This is a genomic window from Legionella cardiaca, from assembly GCF_029026145.1.
GTDB lineage: Bacteria > Pseudomonadota > Gammaproteobacteria > Legionellales > Legionellaceae > Tatlockia > Tatlockia cardiaca.
Window position 1 is genome coordinate 2,477,499 of the sequence record NZ_CP119078.1, and the last position, 12,160, is coordinate 2,489,658.

Here is a 12,160-nt window from a genome sequence, read left to right on the forward strand (position 1 = left end):
TGAGAGGTTTGTTACGCCTCTCAAATCCTGCAATCTTATCTTTTGATACGTTAATTATCCAAAACAACACGGTATCGTGCTTTACCAGCTCGTAAATGATCAAGTGCTTTATTAACATCTCTCATGGCAAAATGTTCTGTTAAGGGTTCAATATTGTGGCGCACACAAAACTCAAGCATCTCCTGAATTGTTGCAGGGCTCCCTAGTGGTGAACCCGAAATACTGCGCTGACTCAAAATAAGCGGAAATGCCGGGGCAGGAATTGGATCTGGCACGGCGCCTACGGTGTGCAATCGCCCCCGCGGAGCAAGCATATTAATGTAGGCAGGCCAATCAAGATTGGCATTAGCCGTATTGAGTATAAGATCAAATCTTCCAGATAATTTCTTAAACGCCTTACTATCATTGCTGTTAACAACATAATGAGCCCCCATGCGCTTGGCTTCGGCCTCTTTAGCTGCTGTAGACGAAAACGCAGTCACTTCGCATCCCCATTTATTAAGAAATTGCAGTGCCATGTGGCCGAGACCGCCAATACCAATCACACCTACACGCTGTGTAGGACGTATATCCAATTGCACAATGGGATTAAATACGGTAATACCACCGCACAGCAAAGGGCCTGCATTATTAGCATCTAAATTGTCGGGTAATGCAATAGCCCATAGAGAATTACAACGCACCAGATTTGCAAATCCCCCATGTCTTCCTACAATAGTTTGTTCTGCTGTAAGACAAAGATTATGATCGCCATGAAGACAATTATGGCAATACATACAACTTCCGCTGAACCACCCGAGACCAACTCTCTGACCCATTTTTAAATTTTTAACATGCTCCCCTGTGGCGATGACAGTCCCAACCACCTCATGTCCCGGTACAATAGGATAATTACTAAAACCCCATTCATTGTCGATCATAGCGAGATCTGAATGGCAGATACCACACGACTCTACCTTAATATCTACCTGTTCGGGCCCAAGTTCTCCAAGGGTATAGTCAAAGGAGGAAAGTTGACCGGATTTTTCGCGGACTGCATAAGCCTGAACTTTTGTCATAGGATCTTCCTTGAGGTAGTTGGTAGTGATTCCTAACAAACCGTATATTGCGCACTAAAATAAGACTGGCATAGCATCTAATACCTGTCAAATGACCTCGGGGTAAAGTATTCTTGACTTAAATGATTTTGCAGGAGCAGATGCATTAGTACCCACTCCCTAGATATATTTTTTGAATCAAACAGACTAATGATTAATTATGACCTTGCAAACGTAAATTTAATAAGGTCAAAATAGCTTTTTTCTTCGTATCAGATAGATCTTGCGCGTCAATCAAGCTCAAACAGTAAGCTGTGAATGCTTTAATATGCTCTTGATTACTTTGATTTTCGTCCTCTACTGAAGGATATTGGGCATTAAATCCCTGATCTAACTCATCTGCTAAGGTTTCCAAAGTCTCTTGACTTGGTGTCTCTAGCGCATTCAACCCTTTATTCGCACTCAATGTCTTGATTTGTTGAGACAGCGCATCATAATCTTTAGATTGGGTCTTGATGGTTGCTGATTTCAAACTACTATAATTATCTTTCTGCCAGTCTTCAATTTCTCCTTGGACAGCTAAAACAGTCATCAACACTCTTGGATCGATATTTTTTTGCTCTAATAAGGCTCTATTAGTCACTTGAATTGTCCAATCATTTTTTAATCTAAAAAATGAGCGGGACATAATTGCCATTTCCTGACTCGTTACAGGATCATAAATATAAAATTTAGTTCCCCAGAAATTCATTTCGGCCCGAGCAAGTTTCGTCGCCAAATCGCGAGCATAAATTTCAAAGGTGGGGAAAAAAGTGAATATTTTTTCTTCAACGCTACCCATTAAGACATCGGTTTGATCATAGATGTCCAGATGTGCACCAAACGAAAAGAATCTGGCTTTTGCAGTGGCAGTTTTTATATCCGTAGGATCATAAAAATCATAAGTCAGAAGTAAACTAAAGAAACGTCGATACAAAGTACCCAGCTTACTGGTACTGGTTTCAATATCATAACTCTTGGTTAAACTAATCCAATGTTCACGCACCGAAATTTCATTAGGAATAGAATGTACATTACCTGCACTACTCAAATTTATAGCAAATATTAAAAATAGCAGACCGATTAGTATTCTTTTCATATTATTCCTTATTAATAGATTTTGCATTGCTTCAGGTTCAACAATGCCGCGTTAGTTTAAAGAGTGATACTTAAGGTAAAATTAATTGGCAGAAGATAAATTTATCCCAACAATAAGCTTCTCTATTTCATCCGTGTCAAAAAAATCCGTTAAAACAAAAATATATTTCTTTTTAAGAATATTACCGAAGGTGATGAAATGTTTTTCAAAAAAAATTGATTCTATATATTCAATCACCTTGGTTTTGAAGACCTCATGTTTATCTTTTCTAAAGTGATTCAAATCAATAACCTTCTCGTTTTTTTTATGAGTTTGTTCTGTAAGCTTCATTTCTTGGTTAATTAAATGACTATAAAGTGCTTCAATTTTCTTTATTGCCACTTGATCTATTTTTAAATATTGAGTAACTGCCTTAATCAAACATAGTTCTTTATATTCATCAGTCATTTTATATAGGTATTCCTGAGACCAGTGAGTATTTAATGTTGACGATACAACGTCTAAGAAAAACTCTATTTTCCATCCTGGTACATTATGCTTAGTGTGATTTTCATTTCGCCAGATCAATTCCAATCCTTTAGCCAATGCATTTATGACATCATCCACTAATCTTTCCTCATTCGCCTGGAATAAATAGCTGGGATATTCTTGTTTAGCCTGAGCGACCCACCTACTGAAAATACCCGATGAGATGGTTTTGATTTTAAATATCAAAGCAGATTCAAGAACAGCTTTAAAATAAATAGAATTTTTTATATTGCTCCCCTCTCAACGCCTGATTTGAAGCGTCTTATAAGGCCGTTTAGTATAGATTAATTTTTCTCTTATTCAATGGATGACTTAGCAACTAATAGATAAATGCATGCTATAGTTTGAGGTAGGAAAGTACGATAGCGAGGATAGCATGAATAAAAAAATAAAAAGTATTTTAATTCCATTCGCTCTTTTTTTTTCTTACCCGGCTTTCAGTCTAACCCCCGCAGAAATTAAGGCTTGTTATGATAAAGCAATGACTACCCTTGCTATTCATGAATGTGCCAATCAGGAATATTCCTATTACGATAAAATTCTAAATGATACCTATAAGTCATTGTTATCTTATTTATCTCCAGAAGGTAAAACTGCATTAGTCACAAGTCAAAAGGCATGGCTGGACTATCGTACTAAAGAATGCAAACTTATGGGTTTACAACATGAGGGAGGCTCAATGCAGGCTATTGATGAGATCGATTGTTATAATACTTTTAACAAAAAACGCATTCAAGATTTAAAAAATTATATTAATTCATATAGCAACCAATAGTTAAAATCAACTCCCATCTAATTTCCAAGAATAATGCTCGGAATCTTTGACAAAATTTAATTCTTTCTAAAGCATGCCTTGTTCATTCGCAAGACCCTATCAGAAACGCCAGAATTAGAGGTAATTGTGGAATACAACCCTAGTTCAGAAAAGGCGGACAGCTAGAACAACGCGATTGCTTGACTCTATAAAGCAAAGTAATATTGAGCGGGTTTACTAGTCTGTATCCACTTTCTTAATCATTAATATAGGGATATGTATGTTAAATAAAACTGCCAAGATTGTTCATTTTTATGAAACTGGTGCTCCTGAGGTATTGAAATTAGAAGAAGTTCCTCTACCAGAACCTGGGCCAGGAGAAGTGCGTTTACGCGTTCACGCCATTGGTTTAAACCGTGCTGAAATCATGTTTCGTCTTGGACAATATCTCATTACCCCTAAATTTCCTTCCAAAATAGGCTATGAAGCTTCAGGGATTGTTGAAGCTGTTGGACCTGGGGTCGATCAAGGGATGATTGGCAAAAAATTTAGTTCTGTTCCTTGTTTTGATATGGGACGTTACGGTGTCTATGGTGAGGTCGCCATTTTGCCTGCCTACGCACTTGCTGCTTATCCAGAAAACCTTTCCTTTGTTCAAGCTACCTCGATTTGGATGCAATACATGACTGCTTATGGAGCGCTTGTACATTATGGCCAGCTGACTAAAGAGGATTATGTCGTTATTACTGCAGCCAGCAGTAGCGTCGGATTAGCAGCAATTGAAATTACCCGTGCAGAAGGGGCCACTAGTATTGCTACTACTAGAACGCAAAAAAAGAAAGCTGAATTGTTAGAATTGGGAGCTGACCATGTCATTGTAACCGAGGACGAGGATTTATCTGCTCGCGTTAAGGAAATTACCGGCGGTATTGGCGCACGCATTATTTTTGATCCCGTTGCTGGGAAAAGCGTTGAGAAATTAGCTGATGCTGCAGCTGAAAAAGGAACTCTCTTTATTTACGGTAATTTATCAGGTGAACCTATGCCTTACCCCCTGTTTGCTGCTTTAGCTAAAGGACTTGCCGTTCGTGGTTATACTTTATTTGAATTGGCCACTGATCCTGATTTGCGTAAAAAAGCAGAAAAATATATTTTTGAATACGTACAAGATGGAACATTTAAACCAAAAATTGCTGCGCGCACCTTTACACTAGAGCAGATAATTGAAGCACATCGATACATGCAATCAAATGAGCAGATTGGCAAAATCGTAGTAACAGCTTAGTGCAACAATATATTGAGATGGAAAGCTTTCTATAGTAGTGTCCCTTCTCGCGCAGGCGGGAAGGACATTAATTAAATCATAAAAAGTGACGATACCTCAGGACAAATCCCTCCTATTATCAATCACCCAAATTATTTTATAAATTTTGTAAGTTCTTCTTTGCAATTAGGATACTGTTTAATTAATTCAGAAAAATTTCCTAAAATGACATCTTCTGGTTCAACCCCTATCCATTCTGATGTGCCTAGCAAAGCATAGCTATTCTTGTCATACAATTTACTCGTATGAAAGGTATCTGCAGGAATTAATAATTGAGGTATCATGCCCTTCTTAAGTTCATGTCCCATTAGCTTGATTTCATAATGTCCATTTGGATAAAGCAAAAATACCTCAAGAGGACTACCCATATAAAAATGGTACATCTGATCAGAACAAATTTTATGTAAAGAAATCTCCGTTTCCTGGGTTACCATAAAATATAAAACTGAGCCAACCGATCTATTACTATTAAACGGAGAAGGGAGTACATTTTTTGGCAGGATAATTTGACTTACATAAGTTTGTTTAACTAATCCACAAGTAGGATGAGGTTTCAAATCTAAAATCGCTATAATTTCCTTCGCCGATAGGTCCATTTTTTGCCCCTACATTTATAGGATCTGTTGTATATTGTAATTAATTATAAGCCAACTTCTTTACAAAAAATTTGTCATACCTGCAGTCGGTTAACCATTTCAGATAATTAAACCTTAAGCTAGCTCTGCTATCATTATGATGTGAAATTTATTGATTTAATTCATTATGAAATTACCAAATTCTCTTGTCCCTTACTCAAATAAAGACGCCGCTCTACTCGCTGTTAAATATGCAAGAGAATTTATAGTAGAGGGTTCAACCCAACTAATTAATAATAGTTATCTTATTGATAAGAAAAAAAGCCTTAGTGAGGCTGCAAAAGCTATAAGAGAAAAATCTCAAGAAATGGCCAGTTCACGACTGGAGTTTGACTATTATGCCTATGAATTTTATCAATCTATTGAGTGCAGCAAAAAGTATTCCATAGGAAACTGTAATGAGCTTGCTGAATTAGCTTTGGATTATATTGCTCATTATGCTCCGCACATCCATGCAGAAGTTTTTCAATTACTGGGTGGAAACCACGTGGTGCTTGTAGTTGGAAGACAAAAAATAGCGACCCGCGAAAACCAGAGACGTGGGGTAAGGATGCCTATATTTGCGATCCTTGGTCTGATGATGTATATCCTGCCTCTGAATACCTTTCCCGCACTAAAAATTACTATCAGAGATATGATGAGATTTCAGAGACTGATACTAATCAGGTAGAAGACTTTAATCCAGCCAAACACACGTTTAGTCCTCTTAGGAACTACAATACTGACTACATCAGAAAATTTAATACTAATGAACACATTGCTGAAGTTTATAGTCTTTTTCAAAAAAAACAGCACATGATTATTGCAGCCGCAGTTAATTTGGAAAAGGCTCTTATAGGAATTGGCAATAAGTTAGAAAAAAAATATGGTGTAGATAATAAAAAATACCAGATTATTCAAAGCAAAATAAGCCAATTACGGGATGCTACCGAACAATTCACCAGAGATTTTGCTAAACCTATTGATGAATCCCAGAATTACCACGAAATTATATCCCAATTAGATAAGACTCTACGACAATCAATTGGGACTTATGTTAAAGCAGTAGAAATAACAAGAGCAGAAGCGATGACGTTGGCTGAAACTGTTGAAAAAGACAAACGACGCTTTCATGGATTTTTTCATAAAAATTACGATCTAGTATCCAAACTTAATGCTGCTTTAGAAAATTCTAGCAATGTATTAAAAAATGTCATGGTAAAGAAGTAATATTTTATGCATTTATTACATAAAGCTAACTAGTCAAATTTTCCTAATCTTATTTACTTTTTTGAAAGTTGCTCATACTGTTTAAGTGCTTCTTCAGGTGTTATATTCGAATTTTTTAAAACATCTTCTGCCTTAAAAATATTTACACTTTCCGGAATTGAAAATTGAGAGGTAAAGTACAGCTGATCAAGCCCTACTCCGAAAGCACAATTTTCATAACCTAGAACACGAAAATAATTAATAGGTTGACTCAGCTCATCACGAAAAACGTAATTAGAAAATTTAGGATTATAAAATCCGTAAGTCATATAATAATGAATATTTTTCTTTTCCAATTGTTGAATTACTTGTTTTAAATTTTGGTGTAATTTCTCAGGTGAGTAGAGTTCAACATACATACCAGTGCCTTCAGAAATAGAACGCTCATTCTCGGGATACGGTGGATTCAGTGCCACAAAATCGTCTGCTGCTACATCAGAAATGACCTGGATAAAATCACCCGATTTAAATGAAACATTATTAATATTGAAGAGATTAGAGGCTCTATCAACCTCCTGCAAAAACCAATCTAAGGATAGATTCGCTTTTTCAAGAAATCTTTCTGCATTTTTACCTTCAAACAACTCTCCTTCTCGGTATAGAATATTCAAGTTATTATCATAACAAAGGATTCCGCCCCAGGAATGATTAATGATAAAAGGCAGAAGCAATGCTTTCTCTTCATCACTAGTGTCATGATTGTATTTTTCAATAACATCAAGAAAAGAAGCCTTTTTAGAAGTGGCAGCATCATATTTATTTACCAATAGTGAATAGGACTCTTTAATCCGCTCTGGTTTTTCTTTAATTAATTGGAGTGTAGTGATAAGAATTTTGTTACTGTCATTGATAATGTATTCTTCCGCAATACCCAACTCCATTGCCGCCATACTCCAGGAAGCAGATCCAGCAAAGGGTTCAATTGCTCTTTTGTATTTTTTTCCGTTATTAGCCAAAAGTATGGAAAAATGTTCATTTAACCAGCCATCATCAGGTGCCATATGACCAGATACATCTGGAAGGGATAAATATCTATTCCCAAGGTAATGTAACGGACCACCAAAATTTTTACTTAATTCTATGCGCGATAATTTCATTATTCTTCTCAATCAACCGCTAAAAAATTTGTACATTGTATCATTTAAGAGTTCATATTTAAGAGCCAGCACAATTCGTGCAAATAAAATCTTATTATTTCCTCTGGTGTGTTAGTATTTAATCGCTAATTTTCAATCTTTAACTTATCCAGGAAGGTGTCTATGCGTACGATGCGTGGTGTTTTACGAGGAGTTGTCGTTCCACTTTACTCTCTTTTTACTCTAGGCTTTACACCAGTTTCATTTGCAATTGGTAATAATATTGTAGCCGTTGATGTGGATGGCGTGACAGGTCAATATACATCCATAGCATTGGATGCCCAGGGATTTCCCACAATTAGTTATTATGATGCTTCTGAACAAAAATTGAAGGTTGCTCATTGCTTTACACGTAGCTGCAGCCAATTTAATTCAATTGTTACACCCGATGCAGCAACCAATATCGGTAAGTACACATCCATTGCATTGGACAACGCAGGTAAGCCTATCGTCAGTTATTATGATGAAACAAATTCAGCATTAAAAGTATTGCATTGCGGAAACAGTTCCTGTTCAGCGGGGAATACTATTGCAACACCGGATAATACGGGAACAGTTGGTTTATATACCTCGGTAACAGTCGATGCGAATAATTTTCCTGTTGTTAGCTATTACGATGCAACCAACGGAAAATTGAAAATTCTACATTGCGGAAATGCATCATGTACGCTTGGTAACACCATTGAGAAACCAGATCTTACAAGCAGTAATGGTGTGCAGAGTTCCGTTAAATTAAATTCAGCGGGCAACCCAGTAATTGCTTATTTTGATTTTACGAATTCCTCCCTAAAAATTTTACGCTGTGGAAATAGTGTATGTAATTCTGGTAATTCGATCACCACCGTCGATTCCACTGGTGATGTGGGTCGCTATCCATCATTAACGTTAGATAGCAATCAAAAACCAGTAGTCAGTTATCTGGATCTAACCAATGGTAAGTTAAAAGTATTGCATTGCGGCAATACAACTTGCACCTCGGGTAACTCGCTTAGTTCAATTGCCGGTAACGGTATTGGCGGTTACTATTCTTCACTATCACTTGATGTAAATAATATACCTACGGTAAGCTATTACGATTTGACCAATGAGAGCTTAAACGTTATACGCTGCGGTGATGCCAATTGTGTAAGCAATAACCTCATTAATATACCTGATAGTACTGGAAACGTTGGGTTATATACCTCTTTAAATCTCGATGCCAGCAGTAATCCTGTTGTTAGTTACTATGATGGCACCAATGCAAATCTAAAAGTATTGCGTTGCGGGAGTCCAATGTGTGGTCCGAACTCCGTCTATGTTGGTGATACAGCAACGGACGTGGGCCGGTATAGCGCAATTAAATTAGATGCCAGTGGTAAACCCGTTGTTAGTTATTGGGATGAAACAAATGGGGATCTTAAATTGTTGCATTGTGGTGATACAACATGCAGTCAAAGCAACTCCATTACTAGTCCTCTTACTACCGGGAATGTGGGTTGGGATACCTCACTTGATATTGATGCCAATGGCTATCCAGTAATTAGTTTTTATGACTTCACTGCTAAAATGATGCGCATAATGCATTGTACGAATGAAAATTGCAGTGGCGTGAATCCAGTTAATACCCCGGATATTTTGTCAAAACGTGCCTCATCCATGGCGCTTGATTCATCTGGGAATCCAGTAATTGCATCTGCCGGACAATCGGATCAAGGTTTGAGGGTCGTGCATTGTGGCGATGCAGATTGCTCTGCAAACAATAGCATAGCATCACCCGATTTCCCGGTTTTTCCAGATAATGCTGATGTACGGGGTGTATCCTTAGTGCTCGATGCATCAGGGTATCCAGTAGTTAGCTATTTTCGTGCCGACAAAAATCAATTGAAATTACTACATTGTGGTGACTCTAATTGTACAGGGTCAAATACACTCACCGTGCTTGATCCTGGCGCACAAGCAGGTGATCATCGTGCAACATCAGTCACTTTAGACGCAAGTGGTAATCCAGTGCTTGCTTACTGGGACACAGCGAATGCCGCGCTAAAAGTTTTGCATTGTGGCAACGCAGCCTGTAATTCAGGTAATACCATTGCATCACCTGTAACCGGTCCGAATGTTGGATTACAACCTTCCATTAAAATTGATAATGCGACGGGGAATCCAATCGTGAGCTTTGGAACCAACAGCACGATGTCGATACTTTATTGTGGTAATGCAAGTTGTACAGCAGGTAATGTGATTACTGCTGTTGATCCAACGACGCAGGGTTTGGATAGTGCTCTAACACTTGATGCAAATAATAAGCCCGTTGCAAGTTACTATGCCGCAGCAAGCAAACATATCAAAGTATTGCACTGCGCAACGAAAAGCTGCCAATAAATCGCAAATAATAACCATCCATACATTCTACAAGCATGGATGGTTATTATTTCTCAGCTTGCATCAAATAAATAGACAAGATAAACCAATATTCACCAGCAAATTTCTCTTGGCACTCACGTTTATAGGTATCAACCAAAGCTTCATTAATAAGATCAATGTCTTTGTCAGGTATTTGACCTTGAAAGAATGCAATGCCCTTAACAAATTTACGAAAAGTATCTAAAGAGGGCAAAAGAATCTCATGCTGCAACCGCTCAAATTTAATATGTTTAAAAGGAAGCGCATGTATTTTTTCTTCCAGATTCTGAAAATAGTGATAATCAACCGGCGGTTTAAAATCTTTGAGACAAGAGAACTGTCCGCATTCCTGAACACGGTAATAGCTGGTAATAAAAGGATCGTCACCCGAGGGAAAAAGAGCCAATACTTTGCCATTATTTTTTAATGCCTTATAAATATTAAGAAAGGCTTTCTCTATGGCAAAAGCACACCATTGTAAGCACCAAAATGAAACGACATAATCAAATTGATTTGTAAATGGCAAGGTTAACGCATCGGCTTGTTGCAGTGTAACATTAGGATAATTAGCAGTTTCTTGCCTGGCTATTGCCAGCATATTCGCCGAAGCATCTATTCCTAGAAAATGACCTTGTGGAATTTTAGCTAAAATATTACGGCTGAATGCCCCATTGCCACATCCAACATCCAGAACCGAATCTGTTGGCTTTATTTTCAAATATTTTAAGTATTCTTTTGCGATACTTTCCTGAATATAGGAACCAATCGCATAATCCTGAGCTGGCCATTCTTGTACTGACATCCCTATTCCTTATTGTATAGCTTATATGTAGGATTCTAATAACGATGAAGTATCTTGTATGAGAAAGCAAGCAGAACACAAATGTCTCAAGTAGATTTACTTGCAAATTGCACTCACTTTAATTGCTTATGATTAGTCCTTGCTTAAAGGAGATGAAAATTGAAATCAAAAAAGAAGTATAGGTTAGGAGTTCTTCCTTTCGTTCTGGAATGACAACCGTATTTGCAGGTTCAATGGAAAAGTAACTTGCAATCCAGCTATCATCCTTTCGTAGCAACCAGGCTGGGCCTTAACTGGATTCATTTAGATCAGTCACAAACTTTAGAATTACTCCGCCCTTTTCTAATATTATACGAGCAAGGATTCGGGCGGAACTCACCTCACTGGTTTCGCTAAAAACTGGTTTGCCTATTCCTATAGTTATAACGAGTACAAGTTATTTCTTAGAAATTTGGCATTTCTTCTATCAATTATTTAAGCTAACTTGAATTGCAATTACATAAGCTATACATTGACTATATTGTAAAAATGGACTTTCTTGCAGAAATTTAGAGAAGTAATTTAACTATCCTGACATTAGGAAAAATAAGATTAATTTCCGCAACAAAGATAAAAGGAATTAAGATGACTAACATATTTTTATTTTGCACAACACGCTTCCTTGTAATCGTCACCTTTGTTGGTGCGATGACGTCATTTGCTATGGCTGCCTCGCGACCAGAACCCATCCCTCTTTATGGTTCCTACATTCGACATCTGGATCGCGCAACGCAAACATTCAATGGAAAAACTAATCCTAATAGCCGTCCAACCAAACAAAAAGAAGATTTCTTCACCGTTTGCAAAGCATCAGGTTGTGTGGCTCATACACCTAACCTTTACCCTCTTCCCGGTGAGTCCAAGTATATTGATTATCACTGGAATAATAATCGCTGGGAATTAAAAGCAGAGCATCTCTTCAATTGCAATGACGGCAGCAAAGTGAAATCTACTTTATCTGAATTTCTTACCTCAAATGGCGACGGGAGCTTTTCTGGTGAACGAAGCATCAAAATAGAAGGTACGGGATGCCCAGAAGAAGGTCCAGGTGTATATAAAATACCTTTTAAGTTAACGCCTGCTTAGATAACTCTTGGACACTATGCCGGGAGTTATTTATTGGAAAAACAACGGTGATAT

Annotated in this window: 12 protein-coding genes; 6 read left to right on the forward strand and 6 right to left on the reverse strand. The window is 37.5% G+C overall.

The window, feature by feature from the left end; all coding sequences use genetic code 11:
• Window positions 1-50: 50 nt before the first annotated feature.
• The 3 genes from ahr to PXX05_RS10615 form a co-directional block, all read right to left on the reverse strand.
• The gene (ahr, locus tag PXX05_RS10605; protein ID WP_275088190.1) at window positions 51-1,058 is read right to left on the reverse strand and encodes an NADPH-dependent aldehyde reductase Ahr; all 1,008 of its coding nucleotides are present in this window, start codon (window positions 1,056-1,058) and stop codon (window positions 51-53) included.
• Window positions 1,059-1,251: 193 nt separating this feature from the next.
• Window positions 1,252-2,175, reverse strand: a complete 924-nt coding sequence (locus PXX05_RS10610; protein ID WP_275088191.1) for an LURP-one-related/scramblase family protein — start codon at window positions 2,173-2,175, stop codon at window positions 1,252-1,254.
• A gap of 81 nt (window positions 2,176-2,256) precedes the next feature.
• A complete protein-coding gene (locus PXX05_RS10615) occupies window positions 2,257-2,781 on the reverse strand; it encodes a hypothetical protein (protein ID WP_275088192.1) in 525 nt (174 codons plus the stop codon).
• Window positions 2,782-3,079: 298 nt separating this feature from the next.
• On the opposite strand from PXX05_RS10615, the gene PXX05_RS10620 reads away from it, so the two are divergent.
• Together PXX05_RS10620 and PXX05_RS10625 are read left to right on the forward strand one after the other, a co-directional pair.
• Window positions 3,080-3,478, forward strand: coding sequence for a lysozyme inhibitor LprI family protein (locus tag PXX05_RS10620; RefSeq protein ID WP_275088193.1), 399 nt, complete (start codon window positions 3,080-3,082; stop codon window positions 3,476-3,478).
• Between the two features lie 259 nt (window positions 3,479-3,737).
• On the forward strand, window positions 3,738-4,742 hold the full coding sequence (locus PXX05_RS10625; RefSeq protein WP_275088194.1) for a zinc-dependent alcohol dehydrogenase family protein: 1,005 nt from the start codon (window positions 3,738-3,740) through the stop codon (window positions 4,740-4,742).
• Between the two features lie 131 nt (window positions 4,743-4,873).
• Here the strand turns inward: PXX05_RS10625 and PXX05_RS10630 are convergent, their stop codons facing one another.
• Entirely contained in the window at window positions 4,874-5,377 is a 504-nt protein-coding gene (locus PXX05_RS10630) for a cupin domain-containing protein (RefSeq protein ID WP_275088195.1), read from the reverse strand.
• 166 nt (window positions 5,378-5,543) lie between these two features.
• Between PXX05_RS10630 and PXX05_RS10635 the strand changes: the two genes are divergently transcribed.
• Window positions 5,544-6,086, forward strand: a complete 543-nt coding sequence (locus PXX05_RS10635) for a hypothetical protein (protein ID WP_275088196.1) — start codon at window positions 5,544-5,546, stop codon at window positions 6,084-6,086.
• Window positions 6,087-6,211: 125 nt separating this feature from the next.
• Window positions 6,212-6,625 (forward strand): hypothetical protein, encoded by a 414-nt coding sequence (locus PXX05_RS10640; protein ID WP_275088197.1) that lies wholly within the window; start codon window positions 6,212-6,214, stop codon window positions 6,623-6,625.
• A 53-nt stretch (window positions 6,626-6,678) separates the two neighbouring features.
• Here the strand turns inward: PXX05_RS10640 and PXX05_RS10645 are convergent, their stop codons facing one another.
• Window positions 6,679-7,761, reverse strand: coding sequence for a DNA adenine methylase (locus tag PXX05_RS10645; RefSeq protein WP_275088198.1), 1,083 nt, complete (start codon window positions 7,759-7,761; stop codon window positions 6,679-6,681).
• Between the two features lie 162 nt (window positions 7,762-7,923).
• Here PXX05_RS10645 and PXX05_RS10650 point away from each other — a divergent pair, with 162 nt between their 5' ends.
• Window positions 7,924-10,158, forward strand: coding sequence for a hypothetical protein (locus tag PXX05_RS10650; protein WP_275088199.1), 2,235 nt, complete (start codon window positions 7,924-7,926; stop codon window positions 10,156-10,158).
• A 46-nt stretch (window positions 10,159-10,204) separates the two neighbouring features.
• Here the strand turns inward: PXX05_RS10650 and PXX05_RS10655 are convergent, their stop codons facing one another.
• A complete protein-coding gene (locus PXX05_RS10655; protein ID WP_275088200.1) occupies window positions 10,205-10,981 on the reverse strand; it encodes a class I SAM-dependent methyltransferase in 777 nt (258 codons plus the stop codon).
• A 624-nt stretch (window positions 10,982-11,605) separates the two neighbouring features.
• On the opposite strand from PXX05_RS10655, the gene PXX05_RS10660 reads away from it, so the two are divergent.
• On the forward strand, window positions 11,606-12,106 hold the full coding sequence (locus tag PXX05_RS10660; RefSeq protein WP_275088201.1) for an MBOE_33420 family protein: 501 nt from the start codon (window positions 11,606-11,608) through the stop codon (window positions 12,104-12,106).
• Window positions 12,107-12,160 lie beyond the last annotated feature (54 nt).

Coding starts and splice junctions, on each gene's coding strand:
- ahr (WP_275088190.1), bottom strand. CDS start 1,058: ATGACAAAAGTTCAGGCTTATGCAGTCCGCGAAAAATCCGGTCAACTT.
- PXX05_RS10610 (WP_275088191.1), bottom strand. CDS start 2,175: ATGAAAAGAATACTAATCGGTCTGCTATTTTTAATATTTGCTATAAAT.
- PXX05_RS10620 (WP_275088193.1), top strand. CDS start 3,080: ATGAATAAAAAAATAAAAAGTATTTTAATTCCATTCGCTCTTTTTTTT.
- PXX05_RS10625 (WP_275088194.1), top strand. CDS start 3,738: ATGTTAAATAAAACTGCCAAGATTGTTCATTTTTATGAAACTGGTGCT.
- PXX05_RS10630 (WP_275088195.1), bottom strand. CDS start 5,377: ATGGACCTATCGGCGAAGGAAATTATAGCGATTTTAGATTTGAAACCT.
- PXX05_RS10635 (WP_275088196.1), top strand. CDS start 5,544: ATGAAATTACCAAATTCTCTTGTCCCTTACTCAAATAAAGACGCCGCT.
- PXX05_RS10640 (WP_275088197.1), top strand. CDS start 6,212: ATGATTATTGCAGCCGCAGTTAATTTGGAAAAGGCTCTTATAGGAATT.
- PXX05_RS10645 (WP_275088198.1), bottom strand. CDS start 7,761: ATGAAATTATCGCGCATAGAATTAAGTAAAAATTTTGGTGGTCCGTTA.
- PXX05_RS10650 (WP_275088199.1), top strand. CDS start 7,924: ATGCGTACGATGCGTGGTGTTTTACGAGGAGTTGTCGTTCCACTTTAC.
- PXX05_RS10655 (WP_275088200.1), bottom strand. CDS start 10,981: ATGTCAGTACAAGAATGGCCAGCTCAGGATTATGCGATTGGTTCCTAT.
- PXX05_RS10660 (WP_275088201.1), top strand. CDS start 11,606: ATGACTAACATATTTTTATTTTGCACAACACGCTTCCTTGTAATCGTC.